Raw genomic sequence first — 21,711 nt, forward strand, 5'->3', positions numbered from 1 at the left:
TCCAAAGGTAAGCCTAGCCTAAGAGTGTGCGACTACCCTGCCACCGTGTCAAATATATGATTTCCGTCACTGTGATTCATATAAAATATCACAGAGATTAAATTGCATAGTTAACCATATGGAACTGCGCCAGCTCCGCTACTTCGTCACCGTCGCCGAGGAACTCCACTTCGGCAAGGCGGCGCTGCGCCTGCACATGACGCAGCCGCCGTTGTCGCAAACCATCCAGGCGCTGGAGGAAGCGCTGGGCGCGCAGCTGTTCGAGCGCAACCGGCGCGGCGTGGCGCTGACGCCGGCCGGCACCGCGCTGCTGCCCGAAGCGCGCCGCATGCTGGCGCAGGCGCAGGAACTGCCGCAGCTGGTGCAACGCGCCGCCAGCGGCGAGGTGGGACGCCTGACGCTGGCCTTCGTCTCCTCGGCCGACTACAGCGTGCTGCCGCCCTTCCTGCGCGCCTACCGCGCCGCCTATCCGCAGGTGCAGATCACGCTGCAGGAAGCCACCTCCGACCTGCAGCTGGACGACCTGCTGCAAAACCGCATCGACGCCGGCCTTCTGATCCCGCCGCTGCCCGACAAGGCGCGCGCGGAACTCGACTACCTGCCGGTGCTGAACGAACCGCTGGTGCTAGCCCTGCCCTCCGGCCTGCCCGCGCTGAAGAAGAAGGGCAAGCTGGCATTGGCTTCGCTGCCGCCGCTACCGCTCATCATCTTCCCGCGCGCGATTTCGCCGGCGCTGCACGACGCCATCCTGTCTGTATTCCGCGAAGCCGGCATCACGCCGGAGATCGGGCAGGAAGCGATCCAGATGCAAACCATCGTCAGCCTGGTCTCGGCCGGCATCGGCATGGCGCTGGTGCCGCAGTCCGTCTCCAACCTGATGCGGACCGGGGTAGAATACCGGGCGCTCAGCCACGCCACGCCGCTGGTCGAAACCGGCCTGGCCTGGCGGCGCGACAACGCCTCGCCGGTGCTGCACGGCTTTTTGGAATTATTAAGGAAGAACACTCTATGCTGATACACCCGATGCCCGATCCCATCGCCCTGCAAATCGGGCCAGTCGCCATCCATTGGTATGGCTTGATGTACGTGCTGGCCTTTGCGCTATTCATCGCCTTGGGCCGGGTGCGCATCAAGCAGCCGCACATCGCCGCGCAGCTGTGGAAGAAAGAGGATCTGGACGACATGCTGTTCTACGGCATGATGGGTGTGATCATCGGTGGCCGGCTGGGCGAGGTGCTGTTCTACGAGCCGGCCAAATACTTCGCCGATCCGATTGAAATCTTCAAGGTCTGGCACGGCGGCATGTCCTTCCACGGCGGCTTTATCGGCGTGCTGGTGGCGATGTCGCTGTGGGCGCGCAAGGCCGGGCGCAACATCCTCGACGTGTACGACTTCATCGCGCCGCTGGTGCCGCTCGGTTACGCGGCCGGTCGCATGGGTAACTTCATCAACGCCGAGCTGCCGGGCCGCGTGGTGGGCGATCAATCGCTGCCATGGGCCATGCTGTGGCCCGATATCCGCTACCCCCTGCATCCGGACCCGGTGTTCCTGCAAGGCTTGCGCCATCCATCGCCGATCTACCAGATGCTGATCGACGGCTTGATCGTGTTTGTGATGTTGTGGCTATTCTCGCGCAAGGCCCGTCCGCGTTTGGCGGTGGGCGCGTTCTACACGCTGCTGTATGGCTGCGCGCGATTCTTCACCGAGTACTTCCGCACACCGGACTGGGAAACCACGGTGCTGGGCATGCCGATCACCTCCGGCCAGGTGCTGTCGCTGCCGATGATCGTCGGCGCGATCCTGATGCTGGTGTGGGCCTACAAAGTGCGCCAGCAGGGCCGCGCGCCCGTCCTCACTTCAAAAGCTTGACCACAGCCTTCCATTGCGCCGGCGTGACCGGCGTGATGGACAGGCGAGTGCCCTTCTGCAGCACCACCATGTCTTCCAGCGCGGGGATCGTGCGCATCTCCGCCAGCGACAGCAAACGCGTTTTCTGCGTCCCCTTCACATCGATCGAAATCCAGCGCGGCTGCTCTTGCGTGGCCTTGGGATCGTAGTACTTGCCCTTGGCGTCGAACTGCGACGCATCCGGATACGGCACGCTGACGATTTCCGCCAGTCCGGCAATGCCGGGCTGCGGGCAGCTGGAGTGATAAAACAGCACGCCGTCGCCAGGCTTCATCTGGTCGCGCATGAAATTGCGCGCCTGGTAGTTGCGCACGCCGAACCACGCAGTGGTCTGGTCGGGTGACGCCATCACATCGTCAATACTCACTTCATCCGGTTCGGATTTCATCAACCAGTATTGCATTCGGATTCTCCAGACGAAAAAAAGCGGCTGCGCATTCACATGCTAACAACCGCTTTCTAGATATAAGGCCCCGCATGTGCCGTCTTGCCGGCATCCCGAACCTAAAAGGCTCAGGTGGTCACGGTTAGTTCAATTTCGGGTTCATCGGACTAGCGACGCTCTCGCCCATCGAACAAATTTCCACGACCGGTGCAAACAAATGGTTCAAGGAATATATGACAAGTCTCGAACACCGCAGGGTGAGACAGAGTTTACTCTCTTGTGCGCCGCAAAGGAAGACTTTTACAAATTAAAACAGGGTTTCTTGCGGCGTCAGGGCGGAGTCCAACACTTTGTGCATGGCCGCCATCTTGGTCTGCACCTCGAGCATGGACATGTCCGACAACGGTCCCTGTGGCGCTTTCACCGACAGGTACTCGCCGGCCACGCTCAGCGCCGCCATCACCGCGATGCGGTCGGTGCCCTTGACTTTACCGGCGTCGCGAATGGCGCTCATCTTCTTGTCGAGGAAGGCGGCGGCCTTGCGCAGGGCCGGCTCTTCGTCTTCCTTGCAAGCCAGCTTGTAGACCTGGCCCATGATGGTCACGTCCAGTTGGATCATCGTGCGTCCTCGTTTTCAGGCTGCTCGTCTGCTGCAACAGCATCGAGCGCGGGAATTTTTTCCAGCAAAGCCTCGACCCGGTCGGACGCTTCGCTCAGGCGGCGCTGGTAGCCCATGTTTTCCACCACGAGGGCGGCATTGGCTTGGCGTAGTTGTGCATTTTCCCGGCGCAGCGCGGCGGTCATCTCGGCCAGTTGGTCGATTTTGTCAGAGAGCTCTTGGAATTCGGAAATCATCCCGCCACTATAGGGAGCGCGCGGGACGCCGTCAACCGAATCGCGTGTTTGCTACCAACAAGCACGCGATTTATTTACAGCTTACTAACAATCAAGGCTCGATGGTCACGTGACCTTCGATGCCGCTGCCCTGGCCCGCTTCGGCTTCGATCAGCACATTGAGGTCGCGCTTGCCCAGACCGGCCGGCAGCGTGACGTCCAGCGGCGCGGCGGCGTAGCTGTCCTTCTTGCCGATCAGCTGGCCGTTGAGCCAGATCTCCGCCTTGCCCTTGATGGCGGCAAAGCGGATCCGTCCCTTGCCGTCCGCCAGACTCTTGCGCGGCGTGAAGCTGGCGCGGTACAGATGGTACTTGCTGCCGGCGGCGGCGCGCATCGGCGGCGAGCCCCAGCCCCAGGTGTTCATGTCGAAGCTGGCCAGTTTCTGGTTCGGGTCCGGACGCTCGTTGCCGTCCGGCGCGATGCGCCAGCTGCGCACGAAGGTCAGCGGCGCATCCGCCGGTTCCACGTAAGGCACGGCGTCCACCGGCTTCACCGGAATCGTCACGCGCGCGGCTTGCAGGCCGGGGGCATTGGCGGTGATGGTGACGGCGTCCTTGCTTTCGTAGTTGGTCTGCACGATTAGCTGCGCCAGGCCGTTGAACAGGCGACGGGTGGCGCCCTTCTCGTCCTCGTGCGAATTCGGATCGCCGTTGCCATGGCCGATGGAACGCCCGCCGCCGCTGACGGCGAACGTGACTTCGTTGTCGGCCAGCGGCACCGCACGGCCCTGCGCATCGAGCGCGCGCACGGTGATCGGCAGGGCGTCGTAACCGTCGCCCGCCAGTTGCGCGCGGTCCGGCACCAGCTCCAGCGACACCGCCGCGCCGGTGGTTTCCACCGCCGTGCGCACCACTTCCTTGCCGCCCTTGTAGCCGATGGCTTCCAGCTTGCCCGGTTCGAACGCCACATCGAAGTTGTTCATGCGGTACGGGTCCACCTTCTGCTCGCCCAGCGCACGGCCGTTCAGCAGCAGCTGGATGCGCTCCACGTTGGCCATCACCATCACGCGCACGTTCTCGCCCTGCTTCCAGTTCCAGTGCGGTGCGATGTGGATCAATGGCTTGTCCTTGATCCATTGCACCTGGTGGATGTAGTACGCGGTCTTGGCAAAGCCGTTCAGGTCCATGATGCCGAACACCGAGCTGACCGAAGGCCATTCGTTCGGCGTCGGCTCGCCGCGATAATCGAAGCCGGTCCACACAAAGCCGCCCGCCACGTAAGGTCGGGTGTCGATGGCTTGCCAGGCGTCGCGGTGGGTGTTGCCCCACTGCGCCGCATCGTCGTCATAGCTGGCGATGAGGTTCTTCTCTTTCACCGTCTTGTACTCGCCGCGCGTCATGAAGGCGGAGGTGTCCTCCGAGCTGGTGAACGGCTTGTTCGGATAGGCCTTGTGGTACTTGTCGTAGTCCGGCACCTGGTAGTTGGCGCCCACCACGTCCACCGCGTGCGAGACATTCAGCTCGGTCAGGAAGCCGCCGTTCATGGCCGCCGTCACCGGACGCGTATCGTCCAGCGCCTTCACCACGGCCGACATGCGGCGCACCATCTCGTAACCGACTTCGGTAGCCTGCACCGGCTCTTCGTTAAACACAGACCACAGCACCACACCCGGATGATGGCGGTCGCGCTTGACCATCCACTCCAGCTGCTTCATGTAGTCCGGCGAAGGATTGAAGTTGCGGTTTTCATCCATCACCACAAAGCCCATGCGGTCCACCAGGTCCAGCACTTCCGCCGCCGGCGCATTGTGCGAGAAGCGGATGGCGTTCACGCCCATCTCCTTCAGACGGCGCAGGCGATACTCCCACACCGAATCGGGCACCGCCACGCCGACGCCGGCGTGGTCCTGGTGGATGCACACGCCCTGCAGCTTGACGTGCACGCCGTTGAGGAAGAAGCCCTGCGCCGCATCGAAGCGGATGGTACGGAAGCCGGTGTTGAGCGACACTTCATCGATCGCCTTGCCCGCTTGCAAAACGCGGGTGGTGACGCGATACAGATTGGTTTTCTCGATCGACCACAGGGCCGGGTTATCGATGGTCACCGGCAGCTTGATGCCGCTGGTGGCCAGCACGCCCACCTTCGCCGGCGCGGTGCGCCGCGCCACCTGCTTGCCCGACGGGTCGTACACGGTGACTTCGACGATGACGTCGCCGGCCTGCTTGCCGCTGTTGTTCAGCGTGACTTCCACCGGAATGCTCCACTGCTTGTCCTTCACCAGGCGCGGCGTGGCGTGCACGCCGTCGGTGACCACATGCACCGGGTTGCGCTTGACCAGCCAGCTGTGGCGATACATGCCCGCGCCTTCATACCACCAGCCCTCCATCGCTTCCGCATCCACGCGGATGGCGATGGTGTTCATCGCATCGCCGTAGCGCAGGTAGGGCGTGATGTCGATGTAGCTGGCGTTGTAGCCGGACCAGTTGCGGTTGACCACATTGCCGTTCACCCAGACCGTGGCGTGGGTGGCGATGGCATCGAACTGCAGTTCGAAATGTTTGCCGCGATCGGCGGCATCCACCTTCAGGTAGCGGCGATACCAGCCGATGCCGCGCGGACGGTAGCCCTGCGAGACATTGGCCTTGGGATCGAACGGGCCTTCCACCGCCCAGTCGTGCGGCAGGTTGAGGCGGCGCCAGTCGGAGTCGTCGTATTCATTGCCGGCCGCGCCGCCGGCGCTGCCGGCCTTGGCGTTGCCGTAGGATTCTTCGTGCCCGAGGATGGGCGGCTGGACGATGTCGCCCTGGTGGAACAGCCAGCCGCGATTGAGCGACAGGCGCTCGCGCGGCGCCGCACTCACACTCACGCAGGCCAGCATCAGTAGAACGGTGGCTATCAGTCGTGTTTTCAATACAGTCTCCTGGTAAAAAAAAACGGAGCAGCGCCATCACGCACCGCTCCGTAAAACCACGATAAATCAGGATGAAGGCGTACTTCTTACAGTTTAAAGGTCAGGCCCAGGTTGAAGCGGCGGCCGAATTCCGTAACTTCCTGCTGCGCCGGAATGTTAGCACTGGTGTAGACCGCTTTCTGGTTGGTCAGGTTGTCGATGCCGAAGCGCAGTTGCAGGTTAGGCGTCAGCTGCTTGGACAGATTCAGCGTCAGGTAAGTCTCCGCTTCGTTCATGATCAGCTGACCGGCGCCCCAGGTCGGGTTGCGCGCGAACTTGCTGTGGTAGTTGGCCGACAGGCGTGCTTCGTAGCCGGCTTTCTCGTACCACAGGGTCACACCGCCGTTGTGCTTCATCAGGCCTTCGATCGGATATGGATCGTTGACCGGCGTCTGCTCCTTGATGTTGCTGGTGGTGTAGGAGTAGCTGCTGAAGATACCCAGGCCATCCCACGGTGCAGGCAGCGAAGTGAACGCCTGCTGATACACCAGCTCCAGGCCACGAATATCGCCGCCGTCGCCGTTCACCGAACGGGTGATGGTGGCGTTGCGGCCATTGACCACGGTGGTGTCGCTTTCGATGGCGATGTAACGCGATACCTTCTTGTAGAAGCCACCAGCCGACAGCAGCGAACCTTTGCCGAAGTACCACTGGTAGGACAAATCAACCTGATTGGCCATCATCGGCTTCAGTTCCGGATTGCCGGCGCTGCCGGTCACCGGCTGGCTGGTGTCGGTGTTGACGCTCAGGTTGCGCGAGCTGCGCATTTCGTCCAGCGGTGCGCGCGACATGGCACGGGCCACGCTGAAACGCACCTGGCGTTCCTGCGCTTCGTCCATGTTGAACACCAGGTTCAGGCTAGGCAGCACTTCGGTGTACGACACGCCGCCTTCGGTAGCGGTAGGCGCCGCGCCATTGATCGACTGCATGCCGTAGCCGGTCTGCTTGGTGCGTACCACGCGCAGGCCGACATTGCCGCGATAGGTCTTGCCCAGCGCTTCGCCATCCAGGTCGCCCTGAACATAGGCCGAGCTGCTGCGCTCCTTGACCTTCCAGCCGGCCAGCGCGTCGTTCTGCGTCTGCCAACCTTCCTGGGTCTGGCCGTATGGATTGAACGCGTTCGGGCCGAACGACGAGGCAATGGTGCTGTCCCAGTCCTTCAGGCCGATGAAGGCGGGATAGCCGTCGACGTTGATGGTTTCGTAGGCCGATGCCGGAATCGGCGTAGTCGGTTGCAGGGTCCAGGTGGTCTGGTGGTAGCTCTTGGTGCGGTCGGTTGCGCGCGCGCCGAACTTGATGCGGCTGACGATGCTGTTGTCGAGTTGACGCGAGGCGCTCAGGCTGGCCGCGTTCAACTTGTCCTTCACGTGGCCATCGTTGTCGATGTACAGCGAAGGCGCGCCGAAGTTGGAGACCTTGCCGCTGTCGATGCCGTAGCTGTAGTTCTGCACTTCGTCGCCAGGGAACGACCAGGTGACCGGCACGTTGAAGGCGCTCTGGCGCAAGTCGCGCCATGCGCTGCCGCGACGGGCGTGCGACGACGACAGGTCGGCTTCGATCTTCCAGTCGCCGGCGTTGAACTTGCCGTTCAAGCCGCTGGCGGCCACGCTGGTGTCCTGCACGTAGATGAAGTCGTTGTTGATCAGGGTGGCGTTGCTGATGGTGCCGCCGACCACGTAACCGTTGCGCACATCGAGGTTGCTGTAGTTGGCCGAGTTGTAGCCGTCCCAGTTGCCGACGCCGTCCACCCAGTGCTGCAGGCCACGTTCCTTGATCTTCGCTTCGGCGTAGTAGGTGTCGGCGGTGATCAGCACGTCGCTGTTCGGTTTCCATTCGACCTTGCCCAGCAGGCTGCCGCGCTTGTCCTTGCCGTTGCGCGCTTCGTCCTGGAAGCCCCATGGCAGCTTGTCCACCTTGCCGTCGCCGGTCACGTCGACCGAGTTGGTTTCGTTGAAGCCCCAGTGGCGCTTGTTCTTCTGCACCGAAGGCTGGTCCTGATAGCTGAAGGCCAGCGCCGCGCCCAGGGTCTTGTTCAGGAACTGGTCGACATACACGCCGCCGAGGCGCGGTGCGGTTTTATCGGCGCCCTGGATGTCCTTGGCCAGCGGGTAGTACAGCGCATCCGCGCGCAGCACCACCTGACGGCCGTTGGTCTTCAGCGGCGACACGGTTTGCAGGTCGATGGTGGTGGCGATGCCGCCTTCAACGATATCGGCCTGCTGCGTTTTGTAGACGGTGGCGCCGCTCAGCGACTCCGACGGGAACTGCTCGAAACGCACGGCGCGGTTGGGCTCCGACGAGGCCAGCTCACGGCCGTTCAAAGTGGCGCCGATGAAGCGTGGGCCCATGCCGCGCGCCACGATCTGCGAAGCGTTGCCGCGATCCAGGCCGGACGACAGACCTGGCAGACGCGCCAGCGATTCGGCGATGGTGGTATCCGGCAGCTTGCCGATGTCTTCCGACGAAATGACTTCCACGATGCTGTTGGAGGCTTCCTTCGCCGCCAGCGCATTGCGTACCGAAGCACGGATGCCGGTGACGTTCACTTGTTGAATATCGCCTGCTGCTGCAGCTTCCTGGGCCAGAACTTCCTGGACGAGCAGAGGGGTGGTGAAGAGCGTGGCGATCAGCCAGCTCATTTTTTTATGTTTCATTGTGCATCTCCAGTGTTTGTATTTGTCCCGTCTCTGGTGAAGATGTGGACGGATAAACGGATGCTAACGAAACACGAATTTACAAACCAATAGCTATTTTAGTTTGCGCCATACCAAGTTCGTATATCAGGCAAGGTTTCAGCTTTGAACAGGCGCGCGATAGTGAGGGTAGATGCTGGCTGCGGCGTCGCGCAGCGCGGTCAGCATGGCATCGGCGCCAGGCGAGAGCTGGTGTCGCTTGCGCGTCACAATGCCGAAGGAATCCATGCTCACGCCCAGATCGAAGGGCAGAATTTTCAACAGGCCGGCGTCGAGATACGGTTGCACCGCTTCCGCTGGCAGCGCTACCACCATGTCGTTGTTGAGCAGGAGACTAGCAACCACGGGCATGTCCAGCGTTTCGACGGTTTCCGCCGGCTGCTCCAAACCATGCGAAAGGAACAACGCGGTCAGGCGGTCGCGCAGGATGGAGCCTGCAGGCGGCAGGATCCAGCACTGTTCCATCAGGTCTTCCAGCGTCAGGTCGCTGCGGCCCATCAGCGGATGGCTGGCGCGCGCGATCAGCAGATGCGGCTCGTCGGTCAGCGGTTCGAAATTCAATTCATCGGCCGCTTCGGTATCGAGGATGCGGCCCACCACCAGATCGAGTTCGCCGCTGCGCAGGCGTTCCACCAGCACTTTGCTGGTCGACATCGTCACCGCCACATGCACGCGCGCGTGGCGGCCCTTGAGCAGATTGATCGCCTTCGGCACCAGGCCGGTGGCCGGCGCCAGCACGGTGCCGATGCCCACGCGGCCGCGCAGGCCGGAGAGCAGCTCCATCACTTCCTGGTGCGCCGCGTCCATCTCCGCCAGCGCCGCGCCGGCGCGACGGATCAGCACCTTGCCGTACCAGGTCGGCGACACGCCGCGCGACAAACGCTCGAACAGCTGCACGCCCAGGGCGTGTTCCAGCTCGCCCAATAATTTGGACGCACCGGGTTGCGTCAGGTTGGCTGCTTGCGCCGCATGGGCGATCGAACCATGGCGGCCGAGTTCAACCAGCAAGACCAGGTGACGGGTTTTCAGGTGGGAGCGTACAAAGCGGTCCGAGCGGGAGTCAGTCATATAGATGAGTGGTTTGATCGCCCATCATAAAGGCGAGCCGTACCAGCGTCAATCACCGCTACGAACGGGACACGCTGGTGGAAGCGCTCCCGCTGTCCTTGAACAGGCTGTCGTTCAGTCCCGGCGCCAGGCCGTGAAGCAAGTCCGGCGGCAGGCCGTAGAGGCCGCCCTGCTCGCCCAGCACCAGCAACTGGTCGAGCGCCGGGCCGCCGAAGGCCACGCTGGCCGCCGGCTCGCGCGCCAAGGCGATTTGCTGCAGCACCTGGCCCTCGCCGTCGTACTGCACCAGCACGCCGCCCTGCACGCTCCACAGATTGCCCGCGCTGTCGAAGATGGCGGCGCCGGCGCCCTGCTCCAGTAATTCTGAAAACGGTTTCACACCGCCGACCTTGCCGCGTTCGGCGTCGTACTCGCATTGCATGATGGCACCGCGCGCGGCGTCGGCAAACACCATGCGGCGGCCGTCCGGGCTGAAGGCGATGCTGGCGGCGGTCACCACCGCAGGCAAGGCCAGCCGGCGCAGGCCGTAGCGCTGGGAATACTGGTAGAAGCTGCCGATCGGGCGCCGGTCCTGCGCCGTGTTGGCGGTGCCGAAGACAAAATTGCCATGGCGGTCGGCGCAGCCGTCGCTGACGCTGGTGCGCGGCTCGGCGGCGTCGATGGTGATCAGCACCTGCGCCTGCAGTGGCCGGCTGGGCTGGCCCGGCGCCGGCAGCTCCACCATGCCCAGGCGCTTGCCCAGGCCCAGCAAAATCCGGCCGGAACTGCAAAACGCCATCACGCGTGCGGTCTCCAACATGCGCAGGCCACTCGGCATCGCCGGCGGCGCCGGCCAGGCGTAGAGTTGGCTGCCGACCGGATCGGGCCAACGCCAGCATTGCCGTAAAGCATCCCAGCGCAGCGCGCAGCCGGCTTGTCCTACCCGCAGCAACATGATGCCGGGCGTGGAGGCGACGGTGGTGCTGGTGGAATTCATACGGATCTCGGAGACGATTTTTGACAGGTCCCAGTCTAAGCGAGCGCCAACGGGCACAGCTATGAATAAACCGCGTCCATCCATGCCGATATCGGATAGCACGAGACCGTCATTCCCGCGCACGCGGGAATCCATCGGGCGCCGACCATTTAACTCAACATGGGTTCCCGCCTACGCGGGAACGATGGGCTTAAGCTATCCGATAATGATATGGGTCGTTACGAATTAATCATATTTCCCGTCTAGCCGCCCGCTTTAGACTGAGTGCTGTTCCCGAACCATTCCCTGACCCGATCCTATGAAAATCATCAAACTGACGACCTACCGTGTTCCACCGCGCTGGATGCTGCTCAAAATCGAAACCGATGAGGGTGTCGTCGGCTGGGGCGAACCGGTCATCGAAGGCCGCGCCCGCACCGTGGAGACGGCGGTGCAGGAAATGGAACCCTACCTGATCGGCCAGGACCCGGCCCGCATCAACGACCTGTGGCAAACCATGTACCGCGCCGGATTCTATCGCGGCGGCGCCATCCTGATGAGCGCGATCGCCGGTATCGACCAGGCGCTGTGGGACATCAAGGGCAAGGTGCTGGGCAAGCCCGTGTACGAACTGCTGGGCGGCCTGGTGCGTGATCGCATGAAGATGTACAGCTGGGTGGGCGGCGACCGTCCGTCCGACATCATCGAACAAATCCGCACGCTGCAAAAGGGTGGCTTCAACACCTTCAAAATGAACGGCACCGAGGAACTCGGCATGCTGGACACGTCGGCCAAGGTCGATGAGGCGGTGCGCCGCGTTGCCGAGATCCGCGAAGCCTTCGGCAGCACCATCGAATTCGGCCTGGACTTCCACGGCCGCGTGGCCGCGCCGATGGCCAAGACCCTGCTGCGCGAACTGGAACAGTTCCGACCACTGTTCGTGGAAGAACCGGTGCTGGCCGAGCAGGCCGAATACTACCCGCGCCTGGCCGAGATGACCTCCATCCCGCTGGCGGCCGGTGAGCGCATGTACTCGCGCTTCGAATTCAAGAACGTGTTCGCGGCCGGTGGCCTGTCCATCGTGCAGCCGGACCTGTCGCACGCCGGCGGCATCACCGAGTGCCTGAAGATCGCCTCGATGGCCGAAGCCTACGACATCACGCTGGCGCCGCACTGCCCGCTGGGTCCAGTCGCGCTGGCGGCCTGCCTGGCGGTGGACTTCGTGTCGTACAACGCCGTGCTGCAGGAGCAGAGCATGGGCATCCACTACAACAAGGGCGGCGAGCTGCTGGACTACGTGATCAACAAGGAAGACTTCAAGATCATCGACGGCTACTGCAATCCATTGCAAAAACCAGGCCTGGGCGTGGAAGTGGACGAAGAGCGCGTCATCGAAGCGAGCAAGAATGCCCCTGACTGGCGCAATCCTTTATGGCGCCACGCAGACGGCAGCGTCGCCGAATGGTAAGCGTCCGCCTTCGTACTTGCGCGGCGCTGGTCGCCGGCGCATTCTCTTTCGCTGCCGGTGCAGCGACTTTATCGATCGACGCCAGCGCGCCAACACCGGCGCCGCTGAAGGCCGCGCTACGGCTCGGCAGCGCGGTCGCGCCCAACGGCGATACGCTGGGCGCCAACGCCCGCTACCTGACCCGCAACGGCGCCCCATGGCTGCCGGTGATGGGCGAGTTCCACTACAGCCGCACGCCGGCTTCGCAGTGGGACGCGGAGCTGCGCAAGATGAAGGCGGCCGGCATCGACATCGTTGCCAGCTATGTGATGTGGAATCACCACGAGGAAGTGGCGGGCAAGTTCGACTGGTCCGGCAACCGCGACCTGCGCCGCTTCGTGCAGCTGGCCACAAAGGCCGGGCTGGATGTGGTGGTGCGCGTGGGCCCGTGGGCGCACGCCGAAGTGCGCTACGGCGGCATTCCGGACTGGGTGGTCAACACCATGCCGACCCGCTCCAACGATCCGCAATACATGGCGCTCGTCGAGCGCCTGTACGCGCAGATCGGCCAGCAGATCAAGGGCCAGCTGTGGAAAGACGGCGGCCGCGTGATCGGCGTACAGCTGGAAAATGAATACAACATCGATGGTCCCGGCAAGGGCGCGGCACACATCGCCGCGCTGAAGAAGCTGGCGCTGAAGGCGGGCATGGATGTGCCCTACTACACCGTCACCGGCTGGGACGGCACGATTTATCCGACCGGCGAAGTGACGCCGGTATTCGGTGGCTATCCCGACGAGCCTTGGGGCGTGAGCACCAAGGAGCTGCCGCCGAAAGAGACCTACGCCTTCCGCTTCGATACCCGCGTCAGCGGCGACCTCGGTGCGCAGACCGCCGCGCATGCGCCGGGTACTGCGGAAACCGATAAAGACGTTACCCCATTCCTCGGCGCCGAATACGGCGCCGGCCTGCCGTTCATGTATCGCCGCCGCACCGTGGTGTCGCCGGACGATATCGCCTCCATGCTGCCGGTGCAGCTGGGTTCCGGCGTGAACCTGATGGGCTACTACATGTTCCACGGTGGCCGCAATCCGCTGAGCCTTGGCGGCAGCGGCCTGGAAGAAAGCACGCTCAGTGGCGGCTACAACGACACCACCATGATCAGCTACGACTTCCAGGCGCCGCTCGGCCCGGACGGCCAGCAGCGCAAGGTGCTGGAGAAGCTGCGTCCCTTCCATTTGTTCCTGCACGATTTCGGTTCGCGCCTGGCGCCGATGACCGTACGTAAGCCGGACGTTTCTCCGGCCAAGCCGGATGATCTGGCGACTGCGCGCTTTGCCGTGCGCAGTGAAGGTGATCGCGGTTTCCTGTTCGTGAACAACCATGTTCGTCAGTACCCGATGGCGGCGCAGAAGGGCACGCAGTTCGCGGTCAAGCTGCAAGGCCAGAGCATCACGCTGCCGAGCAAGCCAGTGGACATCGCCGACGGCGCTTACTTCATCTGGCCGCTGAATCTGGACCTCGATGGCACTAATCTGCATTACGCCACCGCGCAGCCACTGACGCTGCTGGATCAGGGCAAGGCAGGCGTGGTGGCGGTGTTTGCCGCCGGCGCCGGCGTGCCGGTGGAGTTGTCGTTCGACGCTTCGGCGCAGGTCAGCGCACCGGGCGCGCAGATCGCCACGGCGGCTGGCAAGACCTTGGTGACGGGCGTGCAGCCTGGCGCCGGCGCGGCGGTGACCGTGCAGCGCGCGGGCAAGCGTCCGCTGACCATTGTGGTGCTGACGGCGGAACAATCGCAGCAACTGAGCGTGGTACAACTGGCCGGCCAGCGTCGCCTGCTGCTGAGCGCAGAGCAAGCCTACGTGGACGGCAACGCGCTGCAACTGCGCTCGGTCGGCGACAGCACCTTCCGCTTCGCCATCTACCCGGCGCTGAGCAGCGCACCGAAAGCCACCACCACCGGCGCGGCGTGGACCGCCGCCAAGGCCGCAGCTCCAGGCCACGGCGGTATCGCCTCGGGCAGCATCAACGCAGCTCCGTCTGCCGCCGCCTCCGTGCCGCTCGCTGCCGCAGCGGTGCCGAGCAATGCCGGCGCCAACGCCGTAGGCGATGCGCAATCGGCCACAGTCGCGGTGCGCGCGGCCGGCAACGACGGCATCTTCCAAGCCTTCGAAGCCGTCCTGCCAAGCCATGGAGTAAAAGCCACCATCACGCAAACGCGCAACGCCCAGCAGGCCGCGCCTATCGTAATCGGCGGCACCGCCAAGGCAGCCATCCAACCGCTGCCGGAGAACTTCAAAGCCGCCGCCGCATGGCAGATCAACGTCCCGCGCGAACAACTGAAAGGCCTGGACGACGCCCTGCTGCAAATCGACTTCGTCGGCGACATCGGCCGCCTGTACGCCGGCACCAGCATGCTGGACGACTGGTACTACAGCGGCTACCAATGGCAGATCGGCCTGCGCCAGCAAGCCGCCCTGCTCGACAAGCCGTTGACCGTCTCCGTGCTGCCGCTGCGCGCCGACGCCCCGATCTACCTGCCCAAAGAGGCACGCCCCGACTTCGGCGGCGAGAGCCAGATCGCAACCGTGCGCGGTGTCACCGTGATTCCGGTATATCAGTTACGTATCACCCCATAAAATAAAATGAAAACCAAACTGGAGACTCAAAATGAAACGTACTTTGCTGGCAGTTGCGGCGCTTTGCGCCGTGACCTTCGCTCAAGCCGCTGACCCGGTAAAAATCGGCTTCCTCGTCAAACAGGCGGAGGAGCCGTGGTTTCAGGATGAATGGCGCTACGCCGAGGTAGCCGCCAAGGAAAAAGGTTTCACGCTGGTGAAGATCGGCATCCCCAATGGTGAAAAAACCATGGCCGCCATCGACAACCTGGCTGCGCAAAAAGCGCAAGGCTTCGTGATCTGCGCGCCGGACGTCAAGCTGGGCAAGGCGATCGAACGCGCGGCCAAGCGCAACAACCTCAAGGTCGTCTCGGTCGACGACCGCCTGGTCGACGGCAGCGGCAAGCCGATCGAATCGATCCCGCACATGGGTATCTCCGGCTACCAGATCGGCAAGCAGGTCGGCGAAGGCATCATCGCCGAGATCAAGGCCCGCAAGTGGAATATGGCGGAAGTGGGCGCCATCCGCGTCGCCTACGACCAACTGCCGACCGGTAAGGAACGCACCACCGGCGCGGTCGACGCGCTCAAGGCCGGCGGCTTCCCTGCGGCGAACATAATCGACGCGCCGCAAGCCAAGACCGATACCGAGAACGCCTTCAACGCCGCCAATATCGCGCTGACCAAGAACGCCAAGTTCAAGCATTGGGTGGCCGTGGGCCTGAACGATGAAGCGGTGCTGGGCGCGGTGCGCGCGGCCGAAGGCCGTGGCATCAAGGCCGACAACATGGTCGGCATCGGCATCGGCGGCGCCAAGGCGGCCGAGAATGAACTGAACAAACCACAGCCGACCGGCTTCTTCGGCACGGTCATGATCAGCGCCAAGGAACACGGCTACCAGACCGCCGTCAATCTGGTCAACTGGATCAACGGCAAAGCCACGCCGCCGGCGGAAGTGCTCACGAAAGGTATGTTGATGACCCGCGCCAACCAGGCCGAGGTCCGCAAAGCGATGGGGCAGTAATGGCCGCATATCTGGAATTCGACCAGGTCTGCAAATTCTTCCCCGGCGTAAAGGCGCTGAACGGCGTGAGCTTCTCGGCCCACGCCGGCCAGGTGCACGGCCTGCTGGGCGAGAACGGCGCGGGCAAGTCGACGCTGCTGAAAATCCTCGGCGGCCAGTACAAGCCTGACGGCGGCCGCCTGCTGGTCGGCGGCACCGAGCGCCACTTCGGCAGCGCCAAGGACGCCATCGCCGCCGGCATCGCCATCATCCACCAGGAATTGCAGTACGTGCCGGAACTGACGGTGGCCGAGAACGTTCTGCTGGGCCGCATGCCCACCCGCTTCGGCTTCCTCGACAAGAAAAAAGCCCATCGCATCGTCGCCGAAAAACTGGCCGCCATCGGCGTCGACCTGTCGCCGGATGCGCGCCTGGCCGACCTGTCCATCGCGCAACGGCAGATGGTGGAGATCTGCAAAGCCATCATGCAGGACGCGCAGGTGATCGCCTTCGACGAGCCCACCTCCTCGCTCTCGCACCGCGAAACCGACATCCTGTTCCGCCTCGTCAAAGAGCTGCGCGCCGACGGCCGCACGCTGATCTACATTTCGCACCGTCTCGAAGAACTGTATGAGCTGTGCGACGCCTGCACCATCTTCCGCGACGGCCGCAAGATCGTCACGCACGACGTGATGGCCGACGTGCCGCGCGATCGCCTCATCAGCGACATGGTGGGCCGCGAACTGTCCGACATCTACGACTACCGCGAACGCCAGCACAGCCAGGCGCGCCTGCAGGTGCAAGGCCTGAACGGCAAGCACGTGAAAGGCCCGCTGAGTTTCGACGTGCACGGCGGCGAGGTGCTGGGCTTCTTCGGCCTGGTGGGCGCGGGACGCAGCGAGTTAATGCGCCTGCTGTACAACGCCGACCCGCGCAGCGCCGGCACGGTGCTGCTGGACGGCGTACCAGTCGCCACCGGCGGTCCGGCCGATGCGATTGCGGCCGGCATCGTGCTGTGTCCCGAGGACCGCAAGGAGCAAGGCATCCTCGCTACTGCTTCGGTGGCGGAGAACATCAACATCAGCGTGCGCCGCAATGACTTGCGCGGTGGCCTGTTCCTGCGCCACAAGCAGGAAGCGGCGCTGGCCGATGAATTCATCGCGCGCCTGCGCATCAAGACGCCCAATCGCCAGCAGGAGATCCGCCTGCTCTCCGGCGGCAACCAGCAAAAGGTGATCCTGGCGCGCTGGCTGGCGGAGCCGGGCCTCAAGGTGCTGATCCTCGACGAACCGACGCGCGGCATCGACGTCGGCGCCAAGAACGACATCTATCGCATCATCCACGAGGTGGCGGAACGCGGCTGCTGCGTGATCGTGATTTCCAGCGAGCTGCCGGAGGTGCTGGGCATCTCCGACCGCGTGATCGTGATGCGCGAAGGCGAGATCTGCGGCGAACTGTCGCGCGCCGAAGCCAATGAAACCGAAGTGCTGCGCCTGGCCCTGCCGGATGCCGTGGCGCCCCAACCAGAAGAACGGAGCATCGCATGAGCGTCTCTCAACTCAACCCATCGGCCGCCGCTGGCGGCGCGCTGGTCTCGCGCCAGTGGCTGTCCGAATACAGCATGCCGCTGGCCTACGTCGTGTTGTTCGCCGTGCTGTCGGCCACGGTGGAGAACTTCTTCTCCGTGACCAACGTCATCGGCCTGATGCTGTCGGTGGCGCAGATCGGCATGGTGGCCTGCACCATGATGCTGTGCCTCGCCTCGCGCGACTTCGACCTGTCGGTCGGTTCCACCATCGCCTTCGCCGGTGTGCTGGGCGCCATCGTGCTGGAACATAGCGGCAGCGTGGCGCTGGCGGTCGGCGCTGGACTGGGTGCCGGCGCTTTGATCGGCGCCCTGAACGGCGTGCTGATCGCCTACCTGCGCGTGAATGCCTTGATCGCCACGCTGGCCACCATGCTGATGGTGCGCGGGCTGGCCTTCATCGTATCGAAAGGTCAGGCGGTCGGCATCAACGACGACAGCTTCATCGACTTCGGCGACAGCCGCATCTTCGGCATGCCGCTGCCGGTGCTGGTGGCGGGCGCCTGCTTCATCGTGTTCGGCATTTTGCTGAACCAGACCGTCTTCGGCCGCAACACGCTGGCCATCGGCGGCAATCCGGAAGCGGCGCGGCTGGCCGGCGTGCGCGTCGAGCGCCTGCGCGTCTGGATCTTCCTGCTGCAAGGCCTGGTGACCGCGATGGCGGGCCTGATCCTGGCGGCGCGCATCACCAGCGGCCAGCCGAATGCGGCGCAGGGCTTTGAACTGGACGTGATCTCGGCCTGCGTGTTGGGCGGCGTGTCGCTCCAGGGAGGCAAGGCGCGCATCTTCGGCGTGCTGATTGGTGTGCTGATCATGGGCACGGTGGAAAACGTCATGAACCTGATGGACGTCGACGCCTTCTACCAATACCTGATGCGCGGCGTGATACTGCTGCTGGCCGTGCTGCTGGACCAATTGAAAACCCGCGGCGAGCGCCGCTAACTTAGCGTCAACTTAGGAGCAGTAATGTCTGAACGCCTGAAAGGCAAAGTCGCCATCGTCACCGGTTCCACGCAAGGCATCGGGCTGGCCATCGCCCGCCGCTTCGCCGCCGAAGGTGCGATGGTCACCCTCAACAGCCACCGCGACGACGAAGCCGCGCAGGCCATCATCGCGGAACTGGGCCCGGAGCGCAGCCTGTTCGTGCTGGCCGACGTCTCCGACCGCGCCGCCATGGAAACCCTGGCCGCGCGCACCATCGAACGCTTCGGCAAGGTCGACATCCTGATCAACAACGCCGGCATGAACGTCTTCGACGAACCGCTGGCGCTGAGCGAAGAAGACTGGAAGCGCTGCTTCGCGGTCGACCTGGAAGGCGCCTGGAACGGCGCGCGCGCCGTGCTGCCGTCGATGCTGGCGCAAGGCGCCGGCAGCATCGTCAACATCGCCTCGGTGCACGGCCACAAGATCATTCCCGGCTGCTTCCCCTACCCGGTCGCCAAGCACGCGCTGATCGGCATGACGCGCGCGCTGGGCATCGAATACGCGGCGCGCGGCATCCGCGTCAACTCCATCTCGCCGGGCCTGATCGTCACCGACATGATCGAGCGCCACTTCGCCGCCTGCCCCGATCCCGAGGCCGAACGCGCGCGCCAGGCCGACCTGCTGCCCTGCAAGCGCCTAGGCAAGCCGGAGGAAGTGGCGGCCACCGCCCTGTTCCTCGCCAGCGACGAAGCACCCTTCATCAACGCCACCGACATCCTGATCGACGGCGGCCGTTCACAGCTCTACCACGAGTAAGCGACGCCGCGCCTGATTGGCGCGCACCACGCGGGCATGCATGCCATGCCCGACCGCCAGCCGGCGCAACATCAGGATCGCAATCACGGAACCCAACGCCGGCACGCCGAAGGCCATCCACTGCATGCCGTGGACAACGGCCTCGGTCTGCGCCACGCCGGGCACATAACCGAGCTGCCCCAACGTCCAGCCGATGGCGGACACCGACGCCATGCCGCCGGCTTTAAGGATGACCAGAATGGTGGCGAAAGCCGCCGTCTCATGGCGCTCGCCATGACGGAATTCGGCAAAGTCGATGATGTCGGCCAGGATGCCCCACGGGAGCATGAACACGCCCGCGCTGCCCACGCCGATCAGCGCGGTGGCGCCGGTCAGCAGCCAACGGTTGCCGCCGGCGAGGAAGAAACAGGCCAGCCCGCAAATGAAGACGCCATGACTCATTGCCAGCAAGGCGGTTTTGTCTTGCGCGCGTACCAGCGCAATCCACAAGGCGGCGCCGGCCAACTGGCCCAGCGTCAGCACCAGCAGCACCTGGCTTGTCAGGTCAGGTTGATGCAGCACATAGGTGGCGAGATACAGCATCATTTTCAGGAACACCGGCGTCGCAAATCCGGTGATCAGGGCGATCAGCGCGATCGCGCCGAACAGCCGGTCCAGCTTGGGCAGGAACACCATGCGCGACAAGCTGCGACGCTGCCGCAGCCTGCCGTCGTCCGCTTCCTGCGACGACCAGGCGGCAAACAGCATCACGCCGCAAAACACCAGGCCTGCCGTCACACCGAGTTGTGCCAGCAAGCGCGCAGGCCCTTGCTGCTCGGCCACCATCACCAGCGGTGCGACGATGGTGGAAATCGCCACGCCGGCCATGGAACTGAACACCGTGCGATAGCCGGAAACCCGTCCGCGCGCGCGGCTGTCGCTGGCCACCCGCGCCAACAAACTGTTATGCGGCACGTCGATCACCGCGTAGGCGCCGCGAAACAGGATGATGGCGCCGGCCAGCACGGGAAGATCGTGCACGCCCAGCAGCGGCAGGCCGTAGATCAGGGCGAACGACACGGCGCATGGCAGCGCGCCCACTGCGATCAGGCGCCGGTAACCTATGCCGTGATTTTGCGCCCAGGTCGCCAACAGTCCGGCGCCCAGATCCAGCACCAGGTCGGCCACAAACACCGCCAGCATCAACACGCTCACGCGTTGCGGCGCCACGCCCAGCACGTCCGTCAACAGGAACAGCAGCGTCACGTCGAAACTGCCCAACAGCAGGTTCTTGCCAAAATTCCCCGTTGAATAACCGATCAGATGACGGTCCTGCTTCACCATGTTCAGATAACGGGGCATAAGGCGCTCTACCAGAAGGAGACGGTGGTGGACGCGTGTATCGGCAACAAGGCCGCGCCCAAGGCGATTGAACTGCCGCCCAGGCCCGACACGCGGATCTCGGTCGGCGGCCGGTGCTCGGGCCAGCGCAACTGGCCCCGGTTCAGCCGCGCCGCCAGGCGCACCATGATGGAAGCCGGCAGCGGGCTGGAGAAAATAATCTCGCCCGGATCGAACCACGAGATCGCACTATTCACCACCGACTCCAGCTGCACGGCGGCGCGGTCCAGCCACTGCTCAATCAACGCTTCGTGACCGACGGTGACCTCAGCGAAATTGGCGACCGACTGGATCGGGCATCCCGCCTCCTGCAGCACCGATAGCAAGTCGATGGTCGTCGGGCGCGGCTGGTCCATCGGATACAGCCCGCCGATATCGCCAAAGCCGCCAAACTCGCCCTTCAGCAGCCGGCCATCCTCGATCACGCCGGCGCCGATGCCGTAACCCAGCAACAGCACCACCACCGTGGACGAGCGGCGTACCGTGGCGTTCAGGTAGTACTCGGCCAGCGCCGACACATTGGCGTCGTTCTCCAGCATGGTCGGCAGGCCGAGGGCGGCGTCGAGGATCTCGCGCAGCGGCACGTTGCGCCATCCCGGCAGTTCGCTGACGATGTTCCAATAATTGCCGTCGCGCCCTCTCGGCGGGCCGGGCAGCCCGACGCCGACGCCAAGGAAGCGCCCGCCCAGCAGCTTGTGCTTGACGGACAATTCGGTAATCCGCTGCTCCAGCAATTGCGCAAACGCCAGCGGTTCCGGCGCGCCGACCGCCTCGCTGGTCAGGGAAATGATGCCGCCGGCGTAATCCACCAGCGCGATTTCCAGCACGCCCTTGTGCACCGTGGCGCCGACGGCAAAGCCGCCGGCCGGCGAAATCGCCAGCGGCACGGTCGGCCGGCCCCTGCCGCTGGCATCGGTGGAGGCTTCCTGCTCTTCCACCAGCCCCAGGCTGATCAGGTTGCGCGACAGCTTGGTCAGCGCCGAATTGCTCACCTGCAGCATCGTCGACAACTCGGTGCGCGGCGTCGGGCCGTTGGTCCGCAAGTGCCATAACAAACGCTTTTCTTCTGAAGACAGTTTTAGTCGCGCAATTTTCATAGTAATGCTGGCAAACAGACAATTCTTGTCACACAACTGTCATAT

Annotated in this window: 17 protein-coding genes and 1 other RNA gene; 8 read left to right on the forward strand and 10 right to left on the reverse strand. The window is 63.9% G+C overall.

Features of this window, described 5'->3' with window-relative positions:
* Nucleotides 1-118: 118 nt before the first annotated feature.
* Entirely contained in the window at nt 119-1,015 is an 897-nt protein-coding gene (locus ACXZ1M_RS07645) for a LysR family transcriptional regulator (RefSeq protein ID WP_459052577.1), read from the forward strand.
* Nucleotides 1,009-1,869, forward strand: coding sequence for a prolipoprotein diacylglyceryl transferase (gene lgt / locus ACXZ1M_RS07650; RefSeq protein ID WP_459052578.1), 861 nt, complete (start codon nt 1,009-1,011; stop codon nt 1,867-1,869). The genes ACXZ1M_RS07645 and lgt overlap by 7 nt, the downstream gene beginning before the upstream one ends.
* Here lgt and ACXZ1M_RS07655 read toward each other — a convergent pair.
* From ACXZ1M_RS07655 to ACXZ1M_RS07690, 8 genes are all read right to left on the reverse strand, one after another.
* Entirely contained in the window at nt 1,853-2,311 is a 459-nt protein-coding gene (locus tag ACXZ1M_RS07655; RefSeq protein WP_459052579.1) for an EVE domain-containing protein, read from the reverse strand. The two genes, lgt and ACXZ1M_RS07655, sit on opposite strands and share 17 nt — an antisense overlap.
* A gap of 63 nt (nt 2,312-2,374) precedes the next feature.
* A non-coding RNA gene (gene ssrS / locus ACXZ1M_RS07660) (6S RNA) lies at nt 2,375-2,555 on the reverse strand.
* A 45-nt stretch (nt 2,556-2,600) separates the two neighbouring features.
* Nucleotides 2,601-2,912 (reverse strand): cell division protein ZapA, encoded by a 312-nt coding sequence (locus tag ACXZ1M_RS07665; RefSeq protein WP_373988647.1) that lies wholly within the window; start codon nt 2,910-2,912, stop codon nt 2,601-2,603.
* Nucleotides 2,909-3,148, reverse strand: a complete 240-nt coding sequence (locus ACXZ1M_RS07670; RefSeq protein ID WP_459052580.1) for a hypothetical protein — start codon at nt 3,146-3,148, stop codon at nt 2,909-2,911. The genes ACXZ1M_RS07665 and ACXZ1M_RS07670 overlap by 4 nt, the downstream gene beginning before the upstream one ends.
* A 91-nt stretch (nt 3,149-3,239) precedes the next feature.
* Nucleotides 3,240-6,038, reverse strand: a complete 2,799-nt coding sequence (galA, locus tag ACXZ1M_RS07675) for a beta-galactosidase GalA (RefSeq protein ID WP_459052581.1) — start codon at nt 6,036-6,038, stop codon at nt 3,240-3,242.
* An 86-nt stretch (nt 6,039-6,124) separates the two neighbouring features.
* Nucleotides 6,125-8,731, reverse strand: coding sequence for a TonB-dependent receptor (locus ACXZ1M_RS07680; protein WP_459052582.1), 2,607 nt, complete (start codon nt 8,729-8,731; stop codon nt 6,125-6,127).
* Between the two features lie 138 nt (nt 8,732-8,869).
* Nucleotides 8,870-9,838 carry a LysR substrate-binding domain-containing protein gene (locus ACXZ1M_RS07685; protein WP_459052583.1) on the reverse strand — a complete coding sequence of 323 codons (969 nt, stop codon included), beginning with the start codon at nt 9,836-9,838 and terminating at the stop codon, nt 8,870-8,872.
* A gap of 58 nt (nt 9,839-9,896) precedes the next feature.
* Nucleotides 9,897-10,814, reverse strand: a complete 918-nt coding sequence (locus ACXZ1M_RS07690) for an SMP-30/gluconolactonase/LRE family protein (RefSeq protein WP_459052584.1) — start codon at nt 10,812-10,814, stop codon at nt 9,897-9,899.
* A 298-nt stretch (nt 10,815-11,112) separates the two neighbouring features.
* Here ACXZ1M_RS07690 and dgoD point away from each other — a divergent pair, with 298 nt between their 5' ends.
* From dgoD to ACXZ1M_RS07720, 6 genes are read left to right on the forward strand one after another with little or no spacing between them, the layout of a single operon-like run.
* Entirely contained in the window at nt 11,113-12,261 is a 1,149-nt protein-coding gene (gene dgoD, locus ACXZ1M_RS07695) for a galactonate dehydratase (protein ID WP_459052585.1), read from the forward strand.
* A complete protein-coding gene (locus tag ACXZ1M_RS07700) occupies nt 12,255-14,882 on the forward strand; it encodes a beta-galactosidase (RefSeq protein ID WP_459052586.1) in 2,628 nt (875 codons plus the stop codon). Before dgoD ends, ACXZ1M_RS07700 begins: the two co-directional genes overlap by 7 nt.
* A 31-nt stretch (nt 14,883-14,913) precedes the next feature.
* Nucleotides 14,914-15,885, forward strand: a complete 972-nt coding sequence (locus ACXZ1M_RS07705) for an arabinose ABC transporter substrate-binding protein (RefSeq protein WP_459052587.1) — start codon at nt 14,914-14,916, stop codon at nt 15,883-15,885.
* Nucleotides 15,885-17,411 (forward strand): L-arabinose ABC transporter ATP-binding protein AraG, encoded by a 1,527-nt coding sequence (gene araG, locus ACXZ1M_RS07710; RefSeq protein ID WP_459052588.1) that lies wholly within the window; start codon nt 15,885-15,887, stop codon nt 17,409-17,411. The genes ACXZ1M_RS07705 and araG overlap by 1 nt, the downstream gene beginning before the upstream one ends.
* Nucleotides 17,408-18,391 (forward strand): L-arabinose ABC transporter permease AraH, encoded by a 984-nt coding sequence (gene araH, locus ACXZ1M_RS07715; RefSeq protein WP_373988657.1) that lies wholly within the window; start codon nt 17,408-17,410, stop codon nt 18,389-18,391. The genes araG and araH overlap by 4 nt, the downstream gene beginning before the upstream one ends.
* A 24-nt stretch (nt 18,392-18,415) precedes the next feature.
* A complete protein-coding gene (locus ACXZ1M_RS07720) occupies nt 18,416-19,189 on the forward strand; it encodes an SDR family oxidoreductase (protein ID WP_459052589.1) in 774 nt (257 codons plus the stop codon).
* Here ACXZ1M_RS07720 and ACXZ1M_RS07725 read toward each other — a convergent pair.
* Nucleotides 19,169-20,530, reverse strand: coding sequence for an MFS transporter (locus tag ACXZ1M_RS07725; protein ID WP_459052590.1), 1,362 nt, complete (start codon nt 20,528-20,530; stop codon nt 19,169-19,171). The two genes, ACXZ1M_RS07720 and ACXZ1M_RS07725, sit on opposite strands and share 21 nt — an antisense overlap.
* 8 nt (nt 20,531-20,538) lie before the next feature.
* On the reverse strand, nt 20,539-21,624 hold the full coding sequence (locus ACXZ1M_RS07730; RefSeq protein ID WP_459052591.1) for an ROK family transcriptional regulator: 1,086 nt from the start codon (nt 21,622-21,624) through the stop codon (nt 20,539-20,541).
* Nucleotides 21,625-21,711: the final 87 nt, after the last annotated feature.

It is taken from the genome of Duganella paludis (genome assembly GCF_054461335.1).

What these genes read in the sequence shown, in the direction of transcription:
- ACXZ1M_RS07665 (WP_373988647.1), bottom strand. Translation starts at nt 2,912, where the DNA reads ATGATCCAACTGGACGTGACCATCATGGGCCAGGTCTACAAGCTGGCT.
- ACXZ1M_RS07680 (WP_459052582.1), bottom strand. Translation starts at nt 8,731, where the DNA reads ATGAAACATAAAAAAATGAGCTGGCTGATCGCCACGCTCTTCACCACC.
- ACXZ1M_RS07720 (WP_459052589.1), top strand. Translation starts at nt 18,416, where the DNA reads ATGTCTGAACGCCTGAAAGGCAAAGTCGCCATCGTCACCGGTTCCACG.
- ACXZ1M_RS07655 (WP_459052579.1), bottom strand. Translation starts at nt 2,311, where the DNA reads ATGCAATACTGGTTGATGAAATCCGAACCGGATGAAGTGAGTATTGAC.
- ACXZ1M_RS07725 (WP_459052590.1), bottom strand. Translation starts at nt 20,530, where the DNA reads ATGCCCCGTTATCTGAACATGGTGAAGCAGGACCGTCATCTGATCGGT.
- ACXZ1M_RS07685 (WP_459052583.1), bottom strand. Translation starts at nt 9,838, where the DNA reads ATGACTGACTCCCGCTCGGACCGCTTTGTACGCTCCCACCTGAAAACC.
- dgoD (WP_459052585.1), top strand. Translation starts at nt 11,113, where the DNA reads ATGAAAATCATCAAACTGACGACCTACCGTGTTCCACCGCGCTGGATG.
- araH (WP_373988657.1), top strand. Translation starts at nt 17,408, where the DNA reads ATGAGCGTCTCTCAACTCAACCCATCGGCCGCCGCTGGCGGCGCGCTG.
- lgt (WP_459052578.1), top strand. Translation starts at nt 1,009, where the DNA reads ATGCTGATACACCCGATGCCCGATCCCATCGCCCTGCAAATCGGGCCA.
- araG (WP_459052588.1), top strand. Translation starts at nt 15,885, where the DNA reads ATGGCCGCATATCTGGAATTCGACCAGGTCTGCAAATTCTTCCCCGGC.
- ACXZ1M_RS07645 (WP_459052577.1), top strand. Translation starts at nt 119, where the DNA reads ATGGAACTGCGCCAGCTCCGCTACTTCGTCACCGTCGCCGAGGAACTC.
- ACXZ1M_RS07700 (WP_459052586.1), top strand. Translation starts at nt 12,255, where the DNA reads ATGGTAAGCGTCCGCCTTCGTACTTGCGCGGCGCTGGTCGCCGGCGCA.
- ACXZ1M_RS07690 (WP_459052584.1), bottom strand. Translation starts at nt 10,814, where the DNA reads ATGAATTCCACCAGCACCACCGTCGCCTCCACGCCCGGCATCATGTTG.
- ACXZ1M_RS07705 (WP_459052587.1), top strand. Translation starts at nt 14,914, where the DNA reads ATGAAACGTACTTTGCTGGCAGTTGCGGCGCTTTGCGCCGTGACCTTC.
- ACXZ1M_RS07670 (WP_459052580.1), bottom strand. Translation starts at nt 3,148, where the DNA reads ATGATTTCCGAATTCCAAGAGCTCTCTGACAAAATCGACCAACTGGCC.